Source organism: Enterobacter sp. NFIX58 (assembly GCF_900110475.1).
GTDB classification, from domain to species: Bacteria; Pseudomonadota; Gammaproteobacteria; order Enterobacterales; family Enterobacteriaceae; genus Enterobacter; species Enterobacter quasiroggenkampii.
This window is the reverse complement of the sequence record NZ_FODW01000002.1, coordinates 621,525-641,238: the sequence shown is the minus strand read 5'-3', so window position 1 is coordinate 641,238 and position 19,714 is coordinate 621,525. Positions and strand designations below refer to the sequence as shown.

General features: G+C 57.4%; 19 protein-coding genes. 4 read left to right on the top strand and 15 right to left on the bottom strand.

The window, feature by feature from the left end:
- The first annotated feature begins 123 nt into the window (after nucleotides 1-123).
- Nucleotides 124-768, top strand: coding sequence for an NAD(P)H-binding protein (locus BMW97_RS12725; RefSeq protein WP_045910091.1), 645 nt, complete (start codon nucleotides 124-126; stop codon nucleotides 766-768).
- Between the two features lie 39 nt (nucleotides 769-807).
- On the top strand, nucleotides 808-1,845 hold the full coding sequence (locus tag BMW97_RS12720) for a permease (RefSeq protein ID WP_045910090.1): 1,038 nt from the start codon (nucleotides 808-810) through the stop codon (nucleotides 1,843-1,845).
- 65 nt (nucleotides 1,846-1,910) lie between these two features.
- Here BMW97_RS12720 and dolP read toward each other — a convergent pair whose 3' ends face one another.
- Genes dolP through BMW97_RS12700 form a run of 4 tightly spaced genes read right to left on the bottom strand, consistent with a single transcriptional unit; the run spans nucleotide 1,911 to nucleotide 5,635 of the window.
- Nucleotides 1,911-2,486 (bottom strand): division/outer membrane stress-associated lipid-binding lipoprotein, encoded by a 576-nt coding sequence (gene dolP / locus BMW97_RS12715; RefSeq protein ID WP_024906379.1) that lies wholly within the window; start codon nucleotides 2,484-2,486, stop codon nucleotides 1,911-1,913.
- A 9-nt stretch (nucleotides 2,487-2,495) separates the two neighbouring features.
- Entirely contained in the window at nucleotides 2,496-3,086 is a 591-nt protein-coding gene (gene diaA / locus BMW97_RS12710; protein ID WP_003861754.1) for a DnaA initiator-associating protein DiaA, read from the bottom strand.
- Between the two features lie 21 nt (nucleotides 3,087-3,107).
- Nucleotides 3,108-3,503: a YraN family protein gene (locus BMW97_RS12705; RefSeq protein WP_045910089.1), complete on the bottom strand. Its 396-nt coding sequence runs from the start codon at nucleotides 3,501-3,503 to the stop codon at nucleotides 3,108-3,110.
- A complete protein-coding gene (locus BMW97_RS12700) occupies nucleotides 3,461-5,635 on the bottom strand; it encodes a penicillin-binding protein activator (protein ID WP_090392888.1) in 2,175 nt (724 codons plus the stop codon). Before BMW97_RS12700 ends, BMW97_RS12705 begins: the two co-directional genes overlap by 43 nt.
- A 61-nt stretch (nucleotides 5,636-5,696) precedes the next feature.
- Between BMW97_RS12700 and rsmI the strand changes: the two genes are divergently transcribed.
- Together rsmI and BMW97_RS12685 are read left to right on the top strand one after the other, a co-directional pair.
- The gene (gene rsmI / locus BMW97_RS12690) at nucleotides 5,697-6,560 is read left to right on the top strand and encodes a 16S rRNA (cytidine(1402)-2'-O)-methyltransferase (protein ID WP_045910087.1); all 864 of its coding nucleotides are present in this window, start codon (nucleotides 5,697-5,699) and stop codon (nucleotides 6,558-6,560) included.
- A 5-nt stretch (nucleotides 6,561-6,565) separates the two neighbouring features.
- Nucleotides 6,566-7,546, top strand: coding sequence for a Fic family protein (locus tag BMW97_RS12685; protein ID WP_045910086.1), 981 nt, complete (start codon nucleotides 6,566-6,568; stop codon nucleotides 7,544-7,546).
- Between the two features lie 19 nt (nucleotides 7,547-7,565).
- Here BMW97_RS12685 and BMW97_RS12680 read toward each other — a convergent pair whose 3' ends face one another.
- From BMW97_RS12680 to kbaZ, 11 genes are all read right to left on the bottom strand, one after another.
- Entirely contained in the window at nucleotides 7,566-9,455 is a 1,890-nt protein-coding gene (locus BMW97_RS12680; protein ID WP_045910085.1) for an alpha-galactosidase, read from the bottom strand.
- Between the two features lie 16 nt (nucleotides 9,456-9,471).
- The gene (locus BMW97_RS12675; protein WP_045910084.1) at nucleotides 9,472-10,644 is read right to left on the bottom strand and encodes a MalY/PatB family protein; all 1,173 of its coding nucleotides are present in this window, start codon (nucleotides 10,642-10,644) and stop codon (nucleotides 9,472-9,474) included.
- Nucleotides 10,645-10,656: 12 nt separating this feature from the next.
- The gene (gene malX / locus BMW97_RS12670) at nucleotides 10,657-12,228 is read right to left on the bottom strand and encodes a maltose/glucose-specific PTS transporter subunit IIBC (RefSeq protein ID WP_045910083.1); all 1,572 of its coding nucleotides are present in this window, start codon (nucleotides 12,226-12,228) and stop codon (nucleotides 10,657-10,659) included.
- Between the two features lie 115 nt (nucleotides 12,229-12,343).
- Nucleotides 12,344-13,216, bottom strand: a complete 873-nt coding sequence (gene kbaY, locus BMW97_RS12665; protein WP_045910082.1) for a tagatose-bisphosphate aldolase subunit KbaY — start codon at nucleotides 13,214-13,216, stop codon at nucleotides 12,344-12,346.
- 12 nt (nucleotides 13,217-13,228) lie between these two features.
- The gene (locus tag BMW97_RS12660) at nucleotides 13,229-14,374 is read right to left on the bottom strand and encodes an SIS domain-containing protein (RefSeq protein ID WP_045910081.1); all 1,146 of its coding nucleotides are present in this window, start codon (nucleotides 14,372-14,374) and stop codon (nucleotides 13,229-13,231) included.
- Nucleotides 14,375-14,620: 246 nt separating this feature from the next.
- Complete coding sequence (nagA, locus tag BMW97_RS12655) at nucleotides 14,621-15,754, bottom strand: N-acetylglucosamine-6-phosphate deacetylase (protein WP_045910080.1); 1,134 nt, start codon at nucleotides 15,752-15,754, stop codon at nucleotides 14,621-14,623.
- Nucleotides 15,751-16,185 carry a PTS galactosamine/N-acetylgalactosamine transporter subunit IIA gene (gene agaF / locus BMW97_RS12650; protein ID WP_045910079.1) on the bottom strand — a complete coding sequence of 145 codons (435 nt, stop codon included), beginning with the start codon at nucleotides 16,183-16,185 and terminating at the stop codon, nucleotides 15,751-15,753. Before agaF ends, nagA begins: the two co-directional genes overlap by 4 nt.
- A 16-nt stretch (nucleotides 16,186-16,201) precedes the next feature.
- Nucleotides 16,202-17,080, bottom strand: coding sequence for a PTS N-acetylgalactosamine transporter subunit IID (gene agaE, locus BMW97_RS12645; protein ID WP_029739649.1), 879 nt, complete (start codon nucleotides 17,078-17,080; stop codon nucleotides 16,202-16,204).
- A complete protein-coding gene (gene agaW, locus BMW97_RS12640) occupies nucleotides 17,070-17,849 on the bottom strand; it encodes a PTS N-acetylgalactosamine transporter subunit IIC (protein ID WP_024906387.1) in 780 nt (259 codons plus the stop codon). The genes agaE and agaW overlap by 11 nt, the downstream gene beginning before the upstream one ends.
- 10 nt (nucleotides 17,850-17,859) lie before the next feature.
- Nucleotides 17,860-18,333 (bottom strand): PTS N-acetylgalactosamine transporter subunit IIB, encoded by a 474-nt coding sequence (gene agaV / locus BMW97_RS12635; RefSeq protein WP_045910078.1) that lies wholly within the window; start codon nucleotides 18,331-18,333, stop codon nucleotides 17,860-17,862.
- Nucleotides 18,334-18,351: 18 nt separating this feature from the next.
- The gene (gene kbaZ, locus BMW97_RS12630) at nucleotides 18,352-19,659 is read right to left on the bottom strand and encodes a tagatose-bisphosphate aldolase subunit KbaZ (protein WP_045910077.1); all 1,308 of its coding nucleotides are present in this window, start codon (nucleotides 19,657-19,659) and stop codon (nucleotides 18,352-18,354) included.
- Between the last annotated feature and the right edge of the window lie 55 nt (nucleotides 19,660-19,714).

Below are 19,714 nucleotides of genomic sequence, written 5' to 3'. Positions count from 1 at the left end.
CTCCGTTGTTTTGGCTTCAGACTGATTTTTCTCCGCTTGTGGTAAATACTTACCTGTAACAGACTTCTAAGTGTGGTCGACGACGCTGAGTTCGCAAACGGACAATTCTGTAAAGGGGATACGATGAGTCAGGTACTGATTACCGGGGCTACCGGGCTAGTGGGCGATCATCTGCTGCGGCTGCTGATTCAGGATCGCCGCGTGAACTACATCGCCGCCCCGACGCGTCGACCGCTGGCGGACATCTCCGGCGTCTTTAATCCGCACGATCCTCAACTGACGGATGCGCTGGCGCAGGTGCAGGATCCCATTGATATCGCGTTTTGCTGTCTGGGCACCACGCGGCGGGAGGCGGGGAGCAAAGAGGCATTTATCCACGCCGACTATACGCTGGTGGTGGACACCGCGCTTACGGCGAAAAAGCTGGGGGCCAGACATTTTCTGGTGGTCAGCGCGCTGGGCGCCAGTGCCGGATCGCCTTTCTTCTACAACAAGGTGAAGGGCAAGATGGAGGATGCACTGATTGCGCAGAAATGGGAGCAGCTGACGATTGTGCGCCCCTCGATGCTGATCGGCCACCGCGACGAGCGTCGCTTTAACGAGTCGATCCTGGCCCCGCTGTTTCGGATCCTTCCCGGCAACTGGAAAGCCATCGAGGCGCGGGATGTCGCGCGGGCGATGTTAAAAGAGGGACTGGCCCCGTCAAAAGCGGGCGTAAACATTATCCCTTCGGCAAAACTGCGTGAAATCGCGCAGGGCGAGGCGTAAACTCCCCCGGCTAATTACTCATACTCTCCGGGGAATGCTATGACTGGTCAGTCTTCATCTCAGGCGGCAACACCTGTTCAATGGTGGAAGCCCGCACTCTTCTTTCTCGTGGTCATTATTGGCCTCTGGTACGTGAAATGGCAGCCGTACTACGGCAAAGCCTTCACCGCCGCCGAAACGCACAGCATCGGTAAATCTATTCTCGCTCAGGCGGATGCCAGCCCGCTTCAGGCGGCGTGGGACTATGCCATGGTCTACTTCCTTGCCGTCTGGAAGGCTGCCGTCCTGGGCGTGATCCTGGGCTCTCTGATTCAGGTGCTGATCCCGCGCAACTGGCTGGTGAAAACCCTCGGGCAGCCGCGCTTTCAGGGTACGTTGCTGGGAACGATCTTCTCCCTGCCGGGCATGATGTGCTCCTGCTGTGCTGCACCCGTGGCGGCAGGCATGCGCCGCCAGCGCGTATCAATGGGCGGCGCACTGGCGTTCTGGATGGGCAACCCGCTGCTCAACCCGGCGACGCTGGTGTTTATGGGCTTTGTCCTGGGCTGGCATTTCGCGTTCATTCGTCTGGTGGCAGGACTGCTGACCGTGCTGGTGGTGGCGACGCTGGTGCAAAATCTGGTGAAGGATAAGACGCCAGAGTCCGCGTCTGTTGAGCTGGACGTCAGCGAGCCGCAGGGCGGGTTCTTTACCCGTTGGGGCAGGGCGCTATGGCAGCTTTTCTGGAGCACCATCCCGGTCTATATCCTGGCGGTGCTGGTTCTCGGGGCGGCGCGCGTCTGGCTCTTCCCGCATGCGGATGGCGCTATCGACAACACGCTGTTGTGGGTCATTGCGATGGCCGTTGCAGGCTGCCTGTTTGTGATCCCTACCGCCGCAGAAATTCCCATTGTTCAGACCATGATGTTGGCCGGCATGGGCACCGCACCGGCGCTGGCGTTGCTAATCACGCTGCCTGCCATCAGCCTGCCGTCGCTGATTATGCTGCGTAAGTCATTCCCGGCGAAAGCGCTGTGGCTGACCGCAGGGCTGGTGGCGTTGAGTGGGGTGATGGTGGGGAGTATTGCGCTTCTGTGAAAAACGCCCGGTGGCGCTACGCTTACCGGGCCTACAAAAAAATCCCCTCACTTGAGGGGATTTTTTTATTTAATGTAAGTAAACGCGGTGGTGACGTGCTTCACGCCGCTCACCCGGCTGGCAATATCGGCCGCCGCTTTTCCTTCACGGTCGGTCACCAGACCCAGCAGGAACACTTCACCGTTTTCCGTCGTCACCTTCACGTTGGAGGATTTCACCTGGTCCGAACCCAGCAGCTGGGAACGCACTTTGGTGGTGATCCAGGTATCGGAAGAAGCATCACCCAGGCCAATTGGCTTGCCTTGACGCACTTCGTTAAACACCTCTGTGGTCCCTTCAACGCCCATCGCAATCTGTTTCGCACGCGAGGCGAGTTCCATATTCGGCGCCTGGCCTGCCAGCAGCACTTTGCCCTGGTAAGCCGTCACGTTGATACGCGCCTCTTTTTTGATCTGTTCGTCTTTCGACAGCGCACTGTTGACGCGCAGCTCCAGCGTACCGTCATCCACCTGTGTCCCCACAGAGCGCGGATCGGTTGCCGCTTTGGTGCCTACTGCTGCGGTACCCACAACGGCCGCAGCGATACATCCCTGAAGCAGTAATGCAGACATAAGGACTGCGAGGGTCGATAAAGCCTTCATAAGAACTCCTTAATCATCCTGGTGAGGGAAAAGCGTGTTATCGATTAAGTCACATAAGCAGTTCACCGTGAGCATATGCATTTCCTGAATACGTGCGCTCCGGTGAGACGGAATGCGGATTTCCACATCCTGCGGCCCAAGCAGACCCGCCAGCTCACCCCCGTCATAGCCGGTTAAGGCCACGATAGTCATGTCGCGGGTGACGGCGGCTTCAACGGCTTTGACAATATCCCGGCTATTGCCGCGCGTGGAGATGGCCAGCAGCACATCTCCGGCATGACCCAGAGCTCGCACCTGCTTTGCGTAAATTTCGTCATGCAGACGATCGTTAGCAATCGCCGTTAAGACCACATTATCGGTATTAAGTGCAATGGCAGGTAAACTCGGGCGTTCTGTTTCAAAACGATTGATCATGCTGGCAGCAAAATGCTGTGCGTTGGCGGCTGACGTGCCGTTGCCACAACAGAGGATTTTGTTGCCGTTTAGCAGGGATTGCACCAGCGTCATTGCGGCACGCGAGATAGCATCCGGAAGGGCTTCCGCCGCGGCAATCTGAGTCTGGATGCTTTCTGTGAAGCACACTTTAATTCTTTCGAGCACGTTATCCCTTTTAAATCTTAATTATGCGTCTTCGCCAAAAGCGTTTTTAAGCCATTCGATCTCATTTCCGGTGAAGGCTATCACATCGAACCGGCAATCCACAGTATCAAAACTCCCATTATGGCGGGCAAGCCACAAGTGGGCAGTCTGTAATAATTTATGTTGTTTGGCGAGCGTCACGCTGGCGGCAGCACCGCCAAAACGGGAGGACTGTCGAAAGCGCACTTCTACAAACACGATGACCTGACCGTCTTTCATGATCAGGTCGATTTCGCCGCCACGCCCGCGGACGTTGGCGGCGATGAAATGCAGTCCTTTGCCTTCAAGCCAGCGACGCGCCTTTAACTCCCACGCATCGCCGGTCTGTTTACGGCTTAACTGGCCGGGACGATCTGCCCCTGCTGGTATTTGAGCCATGATAACTTCCTGTTAATCACACAATCCTGAGTGGCGGTCAGATCGCCGGTGTTGCCGTTAAGCTCGAAGCCCGGCACCTGACGCATCTGGGTAAAGTGGTTCGCCAGCGCCCACGCATCAACCCCCATCGCATACAGACGCGCCAGAGAGTAATCGTTACGCACCGCGCTCAGCGCCTGCTGCATCAGGGATGGATTGCTGCCAGCCAGCATCGGGATTTCGCTGTACTGCAGACCGTCCATTTCCAGACGGAAATCCGGGCCTGCGGTGCCCTGTGCGCTGCGGGAGCTGGCGTAGAGCGTTGCGCCGCTCTGGCTGCCGTTACGCATTGCAATCATCGGTTTGATAAAGGCGATCTCCTGCGGTGTGGCAACGATATAGGCCGCATCCACTTTACCGCCACCGCTAATCTGCGCGTCGGTTGGCGGCGCAGGGATCGTCAGGCCGCCAATCGTCACGCCCTGCTGCTGTGGCAGGCTCGCGGTGACCGGGCTACCGTTAAGCGCGATACCCGCCCCGCCGTTGACGCCCGCGCGCAGTTCAGAGACGGAACCGAATTTCTGCTGCAGTACCACGCCGCCGCCCAGCTTCTGCCACTCATCGGCAAAGGCATTGGCCACGCGATCGCCCAGCGCGCTGCGTGGGATGAGCAACAGCGGCGCCTGCTTACCCTGCTCGTGAATATGACGCGCCGCATCGCGGGCTTCATCTTCCGGAGAGAGCGCGAAGTAGCAGATATTGGCCCGGTTCTGAACCTGCTCTGGCTGGTTGAGCGCCAGCACGTTCAGCGTGGTATTGCTCTTCATCAGCTCTTCCACGTTGTTTTTCAGCAGCGGACCGACAACGATGCTCGCGCCATCCTGTTGAACCTGCGCCAGAACCTGGTCCAGCGGCTGCGAACTGGTATCGTAGATTTTCAATTCAGCGCCCGGGTTGGCGCTGGTGGTTGCCACGGACTGCGGCTGCGCGGCAGGTTGAGCAGTTGGCTGTGCAGGCTGCTGTTGAGGCTGTTCTGCTGTTGTGGCAGGAGCTGGAGCAGATGCTGGCGCCGCTTGCGTCTCGGCCGGAGCCTGGGTCGCAGGTGCTGTAGTCGACGGTGCCGCTGTCGCTGGCGGTGTCGTCGGGGCCGTCACCGGGTTTTGCATCGTGCCCTGCGCTGGCGCTTGCGCCGTGGTCAGGTCGCTGGTCTCTGCGGCGGATGGGCTGACAACATCATTCACGTTAGCCGCCTGGGCCGCCTGTGCGGGAACGGCGCTGCCGGTGACCGCCGTCGTGCCGTTTTTCGCCGCTTCAAAGCCCTGCTGAATGGTGCGTCCAAATACCGCCGCCTGGCCGTTGAGTGGCAGAAGGAGGGCGATTTTGCTGGTCGAGGCAGGCTTAAAGTTCTGCACGTTCACCAGCTGGGTTGGCAGCATTTTCGCGCCCGGGTTTTGCGGGTAGCGCGTCTGCCAGTCCGTAATGCCGGCTTTCAACATCTTAGGGTAGCTGCGGTTGTTAAACCACATCTGCTGCAGATCCAGCCAGCCCTGCAGGACGTTTTCATCCGCGTTGATGACCAGCGCCTGCGCCTGTTCCTGCGTCATCGACGCCAGCGCTTGCCAGGTGGCATCAATATTTTTCTGCTTATCAGCACCGCCAAGCAGCGGTTCTTGGGCGACGAGCGCACGGAGCAAGGTCAGGGAAGGGCGTCCCTGCTCAGCGGTAATGCCCGCCTGCCAGAAGCGCGCCTGCTGGTTTTTATCCAGCGCGCTCACGTCGATATCACCGAGGATCTTCTTCGCGGCGGCGTAATCTTTCAGCGCAACTTTCAGCTCGGCAGAGAGCAGGCTCTGCTCACGACGCTGGGCGTCGTTAAGATCTTTTGGCAACTGGTTAAACAGTTCGGCTGCCCGCTGGGTTTTACCCTCTTTCAGCAGTGCACGAATGGCGAGTAATTGCCAGTTGGTCTTGGTATCATTTGAACTCTGCGACATTTGTTGCAGATAAAAGCCAGAATCAGCCTGAGCAGAACCCTGGAGATGGGCGGTGCTCTGGTCAGGTGCCTGGGTGCCACAGCCTGCAAAGATCAGGGCTGCCAGCAGAAGCGGCACGCTGCGCGTGGCTTTTTTTCGAAGAAACGTTAACGGTACCATACTGTATCCAGTGATTTTTTTACGCAATGCTCAATATTAAATCGGCAATACGGACGAAACAATGAAACAACACGAAACGGCAGATAATTCTCAAGGCCAGCTATATATTGTACCTACTCCTATCGGGAATTTGTCTGATATTACCCAACGTGCGCTGACCGTACTGCAAGCTGTTGATTTAATTGCTGCTGAAGACACCCGCCATACCGGCTTACTGCTGCAACATTTCGCGATTAACGCCCGTTTGTTTGCTCTGCACGATCACAATGAGCAACAAAAAGCCGAAACGCTGGTGGCCAAACTGAAAGAGGGGCAAAACATTGCCCTGGTCTCCGATGCCGGTACGCCGCTGATCAACGATCCGGGCTATCACCTGGTGCGTACATGTCGCGAAGCCGGTATTCGCGTGGTACCCCTGCCGGGACCGTGCGCCGCGATTGCTGCGTTAAGCGCCGCAGGTCTGCCGTCTGACCGTTTCTGCTATGAAGGCTTCCTGCCCGCTAAATCCAAAGGCCGCCGCGACGTCTTAAAAGACCTGGAGGCGGAACCGCGTACCCTGATTTTCTACGAATCCACGCACCGCCTGCTGGAGAGCCTGGAAGATATGGTGACCGTCTGGGGGGAAGGCCGCTACGTGGTGCTGGCGCGCGAGCTGACCAAAACCTGGGAAAACATCCACGGCGCGCCGGTAGGTGAACTGCTGGCGTGGGTGAAGGAAGACGAAAACCGCCGCAAGGGTGAAATGGTGCTGATCGTCGAAGGGCACAAGGCGGAAGAAGACGCGCTTCCAGCCGATGCGCTGCGTACGCTGGCGCTGCTGCAGGCGGAACTGCCGCTGAAGAAAGCCGCTGCGCTGGCGGCAGAAATTCACGGTGTGAAGAAAAATGCGCTGTATAAGTATGCTCTGGAGCAGCAGGGGGAGTAAGTCAAATGAGCCGCTATCAGCCTCCTTTCACCATCACCCCTCTTATCCTCAATCAGGTGGTTGAGATTGGTGAACTATTAGGGCATTGGGCGGCACATTCAGGTCGAACTTCTCCGCTACTTCGTAAAGAGAACCGTATTCGGACCATTCAGGCCTCGTTAGCGATTGAACACAATTCTCTGACGACAGGTCAGGTGACGGCAATCATGGATGGCAAGCGCGTACTTGCTCCTGAAAAAGATATTCAGGAAGTACGCAACGCTATTCTTGCCTACGAGAAACTCCCAGAATGGAAGCCCTGGAAGCTTAATGATTTACTCAATGCACACCGATTATTAATGACTGGTCTGGTCGATCATCCCGGCAAGCTCAGGAATGGAGATGTTGGGATATACCGTGGAAACCAGTTAGTTCACATGGCTCCGCCCGCTTCGCAGATAGATCGCCTTATCGACGATCTTCTTACCTGGCTTAAGCAAACCGATCTTCACCCCCTGATTGCCAGTTCAGTATTTCATTACGAGTTTGAGTTTATTCATCCCTTTTCGGATGGAAATGGCCGCATGGGGCGGCTGTGGCAAACCTTGATCTTAAGTCAGTGGCGTGCAGAACTGGCATGGCTGCCCGTTGAGACACTGATTCACTTCCAGCAAGCACGCTATTACCAGATTTTAGGGCAATGCGATCGGGCCAGTGATTGCACGGTATTCGTGGAATTTATGCTGCAAAATATGGCGGAAGCCTTGCGGGAAGGCATAACCATGTCGTCCGTCATGTCGGAAAAAATGTCGGAAGAATTGTCGGAAAAGGAAAAGGCTATCCTTGAGCTTCTTACCGTTCAACCGCAATTGACTGCGGTAATGTTGGCATCTGTACTGGGCGTGACTTCCCGCACCGCGGAACGTTATCTCCATTCTTTGCAAACAAAAGGTAAGTTAAAACGCATCGGGGCAAGGAAAGGCGGAAGCTGGCAGGTCATGGCTTAACCTGCCAGCTGAACACGTTTTATTTCCCTGGTATTGCCTCAAACACCAGCGTTTCCAGCGGTTGCAGCGTAATCACCACGGCGTTTTTGTACGCCTCCGGTACGGTTGAATTACGGCCATACACCGCCTTCAGACTAAACCGCGCCGCGTTTCCTGTCGGGACTTCGAAATCTCTCGTCAAATCCAGGTAGTAGCTTTGCGGCTTATCCGACGGGTTACGTAATCCAAGAATCGCTTTGTCTTTATTCCATGAAGCCCAGCCGTAAACCTGCAGCGCCGTTGGGTCGCCGCCTATCCAGTGGGTGTCCACCAGCACGCTGGCGTTTTCCCGGGACCATTTCGCGGCCTGCGCCAGGGTGTCCCACTTCGCCTTATTCAGCATTGACGGGGTGATATACAGCTCCTGCAGCTGTGTACCGGTCGCGAAGTAGCTCCAGACCTGGTCGGCAAAATCGCTGTCCGTTTGTACCTTCTCCAGACCGTAGTAGGCATTCTCCGCGCTGACGATCCCGTGGTACATCAAGGAGTTCAGCGGGAACAGCGGGCCCTTGCGCACAATCGAGCGGTACGTTTCCGCATCGCGGTAGGTCATCCACTGCTGCACCGGCGTGCCGGGGCCGTACAGGTTGATGTCGTCCCCCTGGCGCCAGATCGAATCAGCGTAGAACAGCCAGGACGGGCTGGCGTTGGTCCCGGTGGTCAGGTTGATAAACAGGTTTGGGTTAGCGCTGCGCATGTTATGCAGCAGGGCGATAGAGGCGTCAAAATCCGAGGCGAACGGACTGCCCTTAATATGCGAATTGGCGTTTCCCATCCCATCAAGTTTGAACGAGGTAATATGTTCGTTTTTGATCAGCTTAACGATCTGCTCATTGAAGTTCTTAAAGTAGTTCGGCCCTGACAGCGCCAGCTTCCCGTCGACGGTTTCGAATCCATACTCTTTTGCATGCGAGACGCGAACGTCGCGGGGCTTGTTGTAGCCTCCCCACGGTGAGAGCCACAGCCCGACCGAGCTGTGCAGGCTGTCGGCTTTTTCCCGTACCTTGCCAAAACCGTTGCTGAATGCCGGACCAAACAGCCAGCGCCCGGTAAGGTCGTCCCAGCCGTCGTCCAGCAGGAACGCGTCCAGCGCCACGCCGCGTCCGGTAATAAATTCCTTATTCCACTCGTCCATCCGCCCCAGCACATCCTGCTCGGAGTAAGGTGTAAAGAAGCCGATATCCATCCAGCTGTTGTAGTGCAGGTAAGGCTTATACGGACGGGGGCGCACGGCATCGATAAACTGGTTCACGCTGCGGCGCAGTTGGCTGGTTTCCGGGAAGGTGCCGAAATACATCGTGTAGCTGACCGGCGTTTCAGGCTGAATGGGGGTTTTCAGCTCGACATTGAGGTTGGTCGTCGCTTCATAGGCGTAAGTATTCACGATCGGTTTATCCGGCAGAATAAAGAACGAATCAGCCACGATCGGCGAACTGTTAATGGCCCCGTCAACATACGGTGCCTGTGACTGCTTTTTCGTCGGGAAGAAGGTGATTTTCGCCACGTCTCGCGGCTGACCAACAGCCGCGAGGGTGTAATCGATACTGGCATATTTATCCTTCACCAGATTCAGCTTCACCGTTACGTTAAAATCCGGGCGCGTAAAGTCGATGACAATCGCGTTGTCCCGCTTTTCGACATGCTTGATGGAGAAATCAGCGGCGTGGATTTTTGTCTCATCCGGCAGCGTCAGAAAGAACAGCTCCTGGGGCGTGAGCGGATGGTTAGCCTTGCTGTCCTTCACTACTACCGTTGCGTTTGCATCATCAAACGAAAGGGCAATATTGTCGTTATTGAGCGCGTAGTTGGCGGCCGCCGCGCCATGAGAAACAGAGAGAGCCAGCAGCGAAAGAGTGAGCACTTTTTTCATCGGGTTTAGATCCTTATCAGTAATGCTTCAGCATTCGGGTGATGGACTGCTCCAGCCAGTAGCGCTGGGTGCCGAAGTTGATCCGCAGGTAGTTTTCGCCGTTTTGCACGTAGTGGCTGCCGTCTTCAATGACCACGCCCGCCTGCCGGGCAAAATGTTGGGTTAACTGGGTGGCGCTGCGCTCGTCGGCGCTCACGTCTATCCAGGCCAGATACGACGATTCCGGGTTCATCATCTTCCAAGCCGGGAAGTGGGTCTGAATCGCGTCTGCAAGGTAGCGCGCGTTGCCTTGCAGATACCCGTTCAGCGCGTCGAGCCACGGCAGACCGTGCTGGTAGGCGAGGATAATCCCCCATACGCCGAACATATTGGGGGATGTAATCGAGTTCTTCTCAAGCTGCTGGCGGAAGCGCTGGCGCAGCGAATCGTCCGGGATCATCGAATAAGATGTTTTCAGCCCGCCCAGGTTGAAGGCTTTATTGGGGGACGTCAGCACGATCAGGTTGTCCTGCGCGGCACAGCCCGAAGTCAGACAGCTGACAAATGTACCGTCCAGAATGTGCTCGGCGTGAACCTCATCGACCACCAGAATCGTGCCGTAGCGCTTACAGAGATCGGACACCTGCCGTATCTCATCTGCGCGCCAGATTCGGCCCGAGGGGTTATGCGGCGAGCAGAAAAACCACAGTTTTGGACGGTGGGTTTTGAGCTGATCTTCAATCAGATGAAAATCCAGCTGATAGCGGTTTTCCTCCACGCGAAGCGGGTTAGCGAGGACCTTAACGCCCTGGCGCTGTGCCGCCATTGCAAACGGGTCGTAGACTGGGGTGTTCATCATCACGCTGTCGCCAGCCGTGCAGAACGCCTGAACCGTGTAGTGCAGGGTGGACACAGTGCCGTAGGTCAGCGTGATCCACGACCTGTCTACCTCAACCTGATGACGCGTGCGCTGAAAGGCGAACGTCGCGTCGTAGAATTCGTCGAAACACCACGTATAGCCAAAGGTGCCGTGCTCCACGATGCGCTGGAAGCCTTCAATAACGGCGGGCGGTGAGGTGAAATCCATATCTGCGATCCACAGCGGAATAAACCCCTCCGGAACATCACCAAAGCGTGAGCAGACAAACGCATGGTCCCATTTACGGCACTTATCGCTTTTACGCTCGATGATTTTGTCGAAATCAAACACAACGACCCCCTGTTAAATTAAGGCTTCAATGCCGGTTTTGACGCTCTGCACCTGCGGGCCGATGATCACCTGTACGCTGTGAGCATCCAGCACCACCACCGACAGGGCGCCCGCTGCTTTCAGCGCCTGCTGATCGATAAGGCCCATCTCTTTCACCACCAGACGCAAGCGGGTGATGCAGTTGTCGAGCGACTCGATGTTCTCTTTGCCACCGAGCGCCTGCAGGATAAGCCCATGATCGTATTTCGATTTTCCACGCGCGCGGGTGTTGGCTTCGACGGCCTGCTGTGCAGCCTGTACATCCACTTCACGTCCCGGCGTCTTGATATCGTGTTTGAGGATGTACCAGCGGAAGACGACGAAGTAGATAGCAAACCAGGCGATACCGACCGGGAACAGCAGATACCATTTGGTCGACATCCCCTGCATCACGCCAAAGATCAGCAGATCCAGAATCCCACCGTCGGTGTTGCCGATGGTCACCCCAAGCAGAGCCATCACCATCAGCGCCAGGCCCGACATCACGATATGGAAGGCGTAAAGCGCAGGCGCGATAAACAGGAACAGGAACTCAATCGGCTCTGAAATACCGGTAACGACGGACACCAGCACGCCGGAAAGCAGCAGTCCCTTAATCACCGGGCGGTTTTCCGGACGCGCGGTGCGGTAGATGGCATAGGCCACGGCAGGTAAGCCAAAGATAAAGGTCGGCATAAACCCTTGTGACAGAAACGCGGTAACGTGCGGGCTAAACGGCAGTCCGGCTTTCAGCTCGGCGTAGAAGATATTCAGCGCGCCGGCCACTTCATGGCCGTTGACCATCTCAATCCCGCCTGCTGGCGTGAAGCGCACCATCGCCAGCAGAATGTGGTGCAGGCCGAAGGGTTTAAGCAGCAGCACGCCCACGCCGTAAAGGAAGGGGCCGAAAACGCTGGTGCTCTGGATAATATGGCCAATCCCGGTAATCCCCAGCGCCACGTATTCCCACAGCAGGGGAATGAACAGCCCGACCAGCGAAAGGGTAAGGGCAGTGATAATCGGTACAAAACGGATGCCGCTAAAGAAGGCAAAGGCGTCGTGGAGGACCGTGTCCTGAAAACGCTCGTGCAGGAAATAGGTAATCACCCCCACCACGATGCCGCCCAGCACGCCCATCTCCAGGGTCTGGATCCCCAGCACGATCGATTGTCCCACCTGTCTCATGGTCGCGGCATCGGCAAGCTGGTGGGTGGCGGTCAGGTAGTAGTTGATGCTCATGTTCATCAGCATGTAGCCAACGAACCCGGCAAAAGCGCCCACGGCCTTGTTGCGTTTCGCGAGGCCCATCGGGATCGCCATGGCGAACATCAGCGGCAGATAGGTAAAGGCGAAGCCGCCCACCATGGCGATAAAGCCAAAGGTTAACTGCGTTAACTCGCCGCCCAGAAAGGGAAAGCTTTTAATGGTGGAAGGGCTGGTGACGGAGCTACCGATCCCCAGCAGCAACCCCATAAAGGCCAGCAGGGAGACCGGGAACATAAAGGTCTTTCCCAGGCTTTGGAAAAATTCCCACGCTTTCGATTTAAACGACTTTTCCTGTGTCATGTAGGGACTCCTCGGATTTTTAGGATAATGGAAGGCGCTGTCCGGCTTAAGGACGCGCCTTCATATTTGCGAGGCTTATAGTTATTTTTAGGTACTGACGTAATGCGCGATGGGATCAGGCTTCCGCTGGAAGCAGCAGCCGGTTTGCGGAGCCGCAAACGGTGATTTTGCTTCTGACCACCTCTTTCATGGCGTCCATGCCGACCCGCATATAGAAGCGCGGATCGTTGCCCTGCGGGTTGTCGGCAAACCAGGCTTTCACCGCGTCAGAGAAGGCGATTTTCAGCTCGGTTGCCACGTTAACTTTGCACACGCCCAGTTCGATGGTGCGACGCACATCCTCATCCGGCACATCGCTCGCGCCGTGCAGCACCAGCGGCACGGAGACCACTTCACGGATCTCGGCCAGCCGCTGGAAGTCTATTTTTGGGCGCTTGGTATACAGGCCGTGAGCGGTGCCGATGGCGACGGCAAGGCTGTCGACGCCGGTCAGTTCGACAAAGCGTTTCGCTTCCTGTGGATCGGTGAGAAACGCGCTTTCCGCATCAACACTCATGTCATCTTCCACACCGCCCAGGCGGCCCAGTTCGGCTTCGACGCTGCAGTCGTTGAGGTGGCAGAAATCGACCACCGACTTCACCAGCTTCACGTTCTGTTCAAACGGATAGTGGCTGCCGTCGATCATCGCGCTGCGCACGCCCGCGTTGACCTTGCGGCGAATATCGTCCAGCGATTCGTGGTGATCGAGGTGCAGCGCCAGCGGCATGTCGTAGGTGAGGGAGTAGGCGCTGCACAGGGCGTAAATCTCTTCCAGTGCAATATGCTTAAAGGTGCCCGGCGTGCCCGCGAGGATCACTGGCGATCGCATTTCGCTGCACACTTCGAGGATCGCCTGGATCGTCTCCGCGTTGTGGATGTTGAACGCCGGAACGGCATAGCCTTTTGTCTGCGCGTCCTGGAGAAGATATTTCGTCGAAATAATACTCATAATCAGATCCTCTTAAGCCTGCCACGGATGAATAACAACGCCCTGCACCACGCGGTTGACCGTCCCGCTGGCGGATGGCGTATCGGGCGTATTGCCTACGCTGAGCGACTGGGTAAGGGCAAAGACCTGCGCATACATCAGGAAGCAGAACGCCTGTTCCATATCGCTAAACGGACGGGAAGGCGGCAGGAGAATATGCGGCCCCGCTTCAATGGCCGGATCGTTTTCAGCGGCGATGGCGACGACGCGCAGGGCCTGGCGATCGCGGCGCAGCTCGGCCAGCAGATCCAGATCGTACTGGCGCGTATACGGATGGCTGGAGATGAACACCACCACCAGCGTTTCGTTATCCACCAGCGACTTCGGCCCGTGACGGAAACCGGTGGGGGAGTCGTAGAATGCCGCCAGCTTGCCCGCCGTCAGCTCCAGCACCTTCAGCGCCGATTCGCGCGCCGCGCCCTGCAGACCGCCGCTTCCCAGATACACGATCCGTTTCCACGGTTCGCTGCCAAAGACGCCATGGCTGAAATCGCCGAGCGAGGTGAGGATCGCCTGACAGCGATCGGCCACGTCGCGGAAGGTGTGACTGTTGATCGTTTCCGGGGCGAATACGGCCAGACAGCTCGCCATCATGGTGGTGATGCTGCTGGTCATCGCGAACCCGCGATCGTGCGTTTCGGCAGGCATCAGCAGGGCATAAGCGTTATCGCTGTCGACGGCGGTCTGGTAAAGGCTTCCGGCCTCGTTACAGGTGATCGACAGGTGGTAGCACTCCGGTACGAACTGATTGGCCAGCTCAACGGCTGCAACGCTTTCCGGACTGTTGCCGGATCGGGCAAACGAAACCAGCAGCAGCGGATGCGCAGGGCTGAAGTAATCCATCGGGTTTGTGACCAGGTCAGTGGTCGGGACGGCGGAGATAGTTTTCCCGGTGTGGCTCGCAAGCCATGGCGCAATGATATCGCCGATAAACGCGGACGTGCCCGCGCCGGTCAGGACGATCCGCAGATCGTGCTTGCGCAGCAGCGGCGTAAGGAAGCTGTCGATCGAAGAGCGCAGGCTATCGATATTGTTGAGCGAGCGGATCCAGCTGGCAGGCTGCTGGCGGATCTCTTCCTCGGTCCAGGTGCCGGTTGCGGCGGTGGTAGTTTGTGGCATAACTCAGTCCTTAGTCGTGTGAATTCCACATCAGACGCTGGCAATCGTGTCGCTATCTTTCGTTTCGTTTCACTTGTTCACTTTAGCAGTTAAATAAAATCTATAGAAAAGAAATCGAAACTTCAATGAAAGAAAAGAAATAAAACGAAAAGTGTGATCATGAAAGGAAGAGGCAGATTAAAGGAAAGGAAAAGAAAGGCCTTACGGTTTCAGGCCGTAAAGCCAAAAGGAGACACAATGAAAGGGCTAAAGGGGGAGAGCCTGGCCCTGAATCCAGATCTGCTGGAGGTGTAAACCCCCGTTCAGCGCGTTGAGATTCGCGTGTTTACCCGGCGCTAACGAACCGAGTTGGTTATCCATACCCAGCAGGCGGGCGGGATGCAGCGAGGCCATATGAATGGCGTCTTCGGCAGTGATGCCCGTATGTTCCACCATATTGCGTACAGCGGCATCCAGCGAGAGCGTGCTCCCGGCCAGCCCGCCGGAGCCGGTTCGAACCACGCCGTTTTGCATCGTGACCGCTTCACCACAGAGCGTATACCGACCGTCCGGCATACCGGCTGCCTGCATGGCATCGGTGATCAGCACCAGGCGTTCTTTTGCACAGCAACGGCATAACCGCATGGCTCCCGGATGGACATGGTGGCCGTCGGCAATCAGCTCCAGCCACGCCCGTTTGTCCGTCAGCCCTGCGCCGACCATGCCGGGTTCCCTGTGGTGCAGTCCCGTCATGCCGTTATAGCAGTGCACCAGCCCATCGGCACCCGCGTCAAACGCGGCGAGGGTTTGATCGAACGTAGCGGCGCTGTGGCCCAGCATCACGCGTATTCCGCGCTGTTTGAGATGGCGAATCGCCAGCAACGCGCCAGGTTTTTCCGGCGCCAGCGCCACCACCCGTAACGTGCTCAGTGAAACGTCAATCAGGCCGTCCAGCTCGGCGACATCCAGTTCCCGGAACAGGTCAGGCGGATGCGCCCCTTTGTTCTGCGGCGTAAAGTACGGTCCTTCCAGGTAGCTGCCCAGGATCTGCGCGCCGGGGCCGCCCGACTGACAGCGACGGGCGATTCGCGCGAGCGCGCCGTGGATAGCCTCCAGCGGCGCGGTAACAGTGGTGGGTAAAAAGGCGCCCACGCCTTCGCGCGCTTTATGCATCGCGAGAATATCCAGCACGTCAGGCGGATCATCCATCACGTCCACGCCCGCGCCGCCATGGACGTGCGTATCGATATACGCCGGGCAGAGCAGTTCCGCATCGCGCGACGTCACGCCCGCCGGGACAGGCTCAATAGCCGTAATCACGCCGTTTTCAATGCGTAGCTGGTGGTCATCCAGCCAGCCCTGTTCGGTAAGCACCCGCCTCGCGCGCAGCAGCTGCCTCATATCCCTTCCTCGGCAGGGGCTTCCTCGCGACAGCGTCCCATTTCGTCTACGAGGCTCGTCAGGCCGCGGTGCCCGCACTCCAGCGCCTGCAGACGAAACGCTTCGCTGCTTAATCCGTCGCGCTCCAGCACCATCTCCAGCAGCAGCTGCAGGTTGGTCCCGGTGATCACTTCGCTGCCCGGCCGTTGCATGGCGAGCGTCGATGCCACGCGAAACGGCGTGCCGCCGAGCAAATCGGTGAGAAACACAATATCGTGCTCTGCATCGAGTTCACTCACTGCCTGCTCAAGCTGAGCGGTCAGCCGCGCGGTGGTGGACGTTTCAGGAAAATCGATGGCGATAAACTGCGGCTGTTCGCCGAGGATCTGCTTCATCGCCTGCTCAAGCCCGCTGGCAAAACCGCCGTGACCCGTCAAAATAATGCCTAACATCGCAACCTCTTTGCTTTTACAGGAAGTGACAGAACTTACCGACTACGCCCAGCAGCACGGTGATACCAATCAGCCGCAGCGGGCTCCAGCCGCGGCGCACCAGCCAGAACATGGTCAGGGTGTAGACCAGCGGCAGGAACGCGGGCATCAGCTTGTCGATAACGTCGGCCTGCAGTTTGACGACGGCATCACCCGCCTTGATTTCAAGCGTCGTATTGAGTCGGACATAGGTTGCCACCAGCGCGCCAATCACCGTCATCCCGACGATAGACGCCGCGTGACCGACCTTTTTGGTGTTGGCTTTGATCAGCGGAATGGCCGCAACGCCCATCCGGTATGCGTAGTGCGCCAGACCAAAACGCAGGCCGAGGTGCACCACGTTAAACAGCACGATAAAGACCACGGCCCCCAGAATCGACCCTTGCAGCGCCAGGCTGGCGCCGATACCGCCGCAGATGGGCAGCAGGGTTAGCCAGAACATGGCGTCGCCGATACCGCCGAGCGGCGCGCCGACGGCAATTTTGGTGCTCTGGATGCTGTTCACATCCTGCTTGGAGCGCTCCATCGCCAGAATGATGCCGATAACAAAGGTCACCAGGAACGGGTGGGTGTTAAAGAAGCCCATATGGCCTTTCATCGCCCGCGCCAGGTCTCGCTTGTTGGTGTGGATCTTTTTCAGCGCGGGCAGCAGCCCGTACAGCCAACCGGAGGCCTGCATACGTTCATAGTTAAACGAGGCCTGCAGCAGCATTGAACGCCAGGCCACGCGGTTAATATCTTTTTTCGTCAGTTCGGCACCGATGTTCTGGTCTTCGTAGACGTTTTCGTTGACGCCTGTCAGCAGCGTCTCTTCGGATTCAGACACGCCCGGTAACGTTGTTTGATTAGATGCCATCTTCGAATTCCTCTTTCTGGGCCGCTGGAGCCGTCGGTTCAGGTGATTTACGCATCAGGTCGATCAGCGCCATGGCCAGCGCGGCGGCCGCAATCGCCAGCACCGGAAGCTTGAGCCAGGCGGCGGCGACAAAACCGATAATGAAGTAAGGGATGTAGACGTTTTTCATCATGATCTTCAGCAGCACGGCGAAGCCGATGGCAGGCATGATGCCGCCCGCGACGCCGAGGCCGTCAATCAACCGTGCCGGCAGAACATCAATGGCGGTTTTCGCATGTTCCGCACCGAAGTAGATCGGCAGGAAGGCGCACAGAAAATAGAAGATGCCGAGCGCCAGCAGCGCAAGATAGTTCACCCGTTCAATACCGTGAGTATCTGCATTGGCCGCCATGCGATCGCAGCGTGACATCACGCCGGACATCACCGAGAAGAGGAACGTAATTCCCATCTGTACCGCGACGGCAAACGGCACGGCGACGCCCACGGCAACTTCTGGCTTCACCCCGGTGCTGATGGCAAATGCGGTACCCACAATGGTGCCGATAATGACGTTCGGCGGCTGGGCACCGGCGAGCGGGGCCAGCCCCATCCAGACCAGCTCTAACGTGCCGCCGGTCAAAATACCGGTATGCAGGTCGCCCAAAATCAGGCCGACCAGCGGCCCGAGCACCACCGGGCGGTGCATGTGCGTTAACCCGTTAAACATATCCAGACCGGCGATAAAGGCGAGTATGCCCAACCCCAGCGCCTGCAACAGACTGATTTCCATTGTGAATCCCTCAGAGCAGTTTAAAGAGATCCAAAGCAGTTTCTGTTGGAACGCCCTGAACGAAGCATTCCACCCCGGCCACTTTCAGGCCGTTGAACGCGGCGATATCGTTCGCGTCGACAGAGACCGTTTTGGCAATTTGTTGTTTGCCACTGGCGTAGTGCATGTTTCCTACGTTGATACGGGTGATGGGCACGCCGCCCTCAACCAGCTTCAGAAAATCAGCGGGTGATTTGCAGACCAGCAGGATTTTCTGGCGGTCAGCGGCGCGGTGAATGTTGTCGATCACTTTTTGCAGTGACCAGAAGCGCACGGCGATCCCTTCCGCGAGCACCATCTCCATCAGGTTCTGTTGAACCGGATCTTCAGCCACCTCATCGTTGGCGACGAGTACCAGGTTTGCCCCCGCAAACCCCACCCACTGCACGCCTACCTGACCGTGGATCAGGCGTTCATCAATGCGGCATAAGACAATGTTTGGCATAGCGCTTTCCTCTTTTTATTATGCGTTTTGCGTTGTTACGCCTTCGCAGGCGGCGTGGTACTGCTGGAGTATGTCCTGAATGTGGTCGATGATGAGTTCCCGCGGCGTTGACTTGAGAGCGCCCTCGCGAACTTTGCCGTACTGCAGCGGCAGGTACTGGCTGATCAGCGGCAGCGGAATGGGCTCGTCTGCCAGGTTGCGCACCAGCCGTTCAAAAGCGTCGTCAATCTGGCTGTCCGGCCAGTAATAGCGCACGCGGTCAGAGTAGCTGTAGCCGCGGGCCAGGCGACGCGCGTTGCCGTCACCGTGGTAATGGCTTTGCCAGTATTCCGGGCGATCGAGCATGACGTTTTCCAGCACGTGACGCAGGCCAGAAACGGCTTTCGCTGGCAGCAGTTCCTCTTCGATGGCGGCCAGCGCGAAGAGCGCTTCGCGCAGGGCGAAGGTCAGGGCGGGGCCAACTTTCAGAATCGCAAAGTGATCGGTGACCAGCTTTCGCAGCGCCTGCGGCGTCTGGTAGTCTGTGGAGTGCGCTTCAAACACCAGCGTGTCGTAGGCTTCAACCATTTTGCTCAGGGCGACGGCTTTCTGCGGCTGATAGTCGCAGACGTGCGCATGGTCGAACTCCACGCCGGGCTGGACGACCAGACCAATAATGCGCGGCCAGATGTCGGTTAAGCCTTCCTTTTCGAATGCATGACGGTGCGCTTCAAGCGTGGCGCGGGCTGCGTCCGGCGTGGTGACTTCAAGTTCGGTGAGCGTCTCGTGCGCGCCACCGGGAACCGGTACTTCCGTGCCGATAACGTAGACCAGATCGGCTACACCAAACTGCTCGCGACAGGTCGCTTCGGCAATCTTCGCCAGGCGTGCGGCGCGTCCGGCGACGATCGCATCAGTCAGGGGAACCGGATCGTCCTCACAGGACATGCTGCAGTCGAGGTGGATCTTTTTGAATCCGGCAGAAACATAGCTTTTGATCAGATCGTCTGCGTTGGCCATCGCCTGTTCCGCAGGGAGATTTTGCCAGCGGTTGGGGCCTAAATGATCGCCGCCGAGGATCAGCTGTGACGTCGGGAAACCGAGCGACTCGGCAAGCTTGCAGACAAACCCGTGAAAATCAGCGGGCGTCATGCCGGTATAGCCGCCAAATTGATCCACCTGGTTGGAGGTGGCCTCGATCAGCAACGGGGATCGATGCGAATGCGCATAACGAATGGCCGCTTCCAGTACCAGCGGATGCGCGGAGCAGACGGCGTAAATCCCGTTTGAATTCCCCCGTTTATGGTGTTCCACCATTTCTGTCAGATGTTTCACTTTCCTCTCCATTTCGGATGGTAATGATATTTATCTTTCGTTTTGTTTCATTTAATCCTGCATCATG

Excerpts from the sequence above, each read along its gene's own strand:
- BMW97_RS12725 (WP_045910091.1), top strand. The coding sequence starts at position 124 with ATGAGTCAGGTACTGATTACCGGGGCTACCGGGCTAGTGGGCGATCAT.
- BMW97_RS12720 (WP_045910090.1), top strand. The coding sequence starts at position 808 with ATGACTGGTCAGTCTTCATCTCAGGCGGCAACACCTGTTCAATGGTGG.
- dolP (WP_024906379.1), bottom strand. The coding sequence starts at position 2,486 with ATGAAGGCTTTATCGACCCTCGCAGTCCTTATGTCTGCATTACTGCTT.
- BMW97_RS12705 (WP_045910089.1), bottom strand. The coding sequence starts at position 3,503 with ATGGCTCAAATACCAGCAGGGGCAGATCGTCCCGGCCAGTTAAGCCGT.
- BMW97_RS12700 (WP_090392888.1), bottom strand. The coding sequence starts at position 5,635 with ATGGTACCGTTAACGTTTCTTCGAAAAAAAGCCACGCGCAGCGTGCCG.
- rsmI (WP_045910087.1), top strand. The coding sequence starts at position 5,697 with ATGAAACAACACGAAACGGCAGATAATTCTCAAGGCCAGCTATATATT.
- BMW97_RS12685 (WP_045910086.1), top strand. The coding sequence starts at position 6,566 with ATGAGCCGCTATCAGCCTCCTTTCACCATCACCCCTCTTATCCTCAAT.
- BMW97_RS12680 (WP_045910085.1), bottom strand. The coding sequence starts at position 9,455 with ATGAAAAAAGTGCTCACTCTTTCGCTGCTGGCTCTCTCTGTTTCTCAT.
- malX (WP_045910083.1), bottom strand. The coding sequence starts at position 12,228 with ATGACACAGGAAAAGTCGTTTAAATCGAAAGCGTGGGAATTTTTCCAA.
- kbaY (WP_045910082.1), bottom strand. The coding sequence starts at position 13,216 with ATGAGTATTATTTCGACGAAATATCTTCTCCAGGACGCGCAGACAAAA.
- BMW97_RS12660 (WP_045910081.1), bottom strand. The coding sequence starts at position 14,374 with ATGCCACAAACTACCACCGCCGCAACCGGCACCTGGACCGAGGAAGAG.
- nagA (WP_045910080.1), bottom strand. The coding sequence starts at position 15,754 with ATGAGGCAGCTGCTGCGCGCGAGGCGGGTGCTTACCGAACAGGGCTGG.
- agaF (WP_045910079.1), bottom strand. The coding sequence starts at position 16,185 with ATGTTAGGCATTATTTTGACGGGTCACGGCGGTTTTGCCAGCGGGCTT.
- agaE (WP_029739649.1), bottom strand. The coding sequence starts at position 17,080 with ATGGCATCTAATCAAACAACGTTACCGGGCGTGTCTGAATCCGAAGAG.
- agaW (WP_024906387.1), bottom strand. The coding sequence starts at position 17,849 with ATGGAAATCAGTCTGTTGCAGGCGCTGGGGTTGGGCATACTCGCCTTT.
- agaV (WP_045910078.1), bottom strand. The coding sequence starts at position 18,333 with ATGCCAAACATTGTCTTATGCCGCATTGATGAACGCCTGATCCACGGT.
- kbaZ (WP_045910077.1), bottom strand. The coding sequence starts at position 19,659 with ATGGAGAGGAAAGTGAAACATCTGACAGAAATGGTGGAACACCATAAA.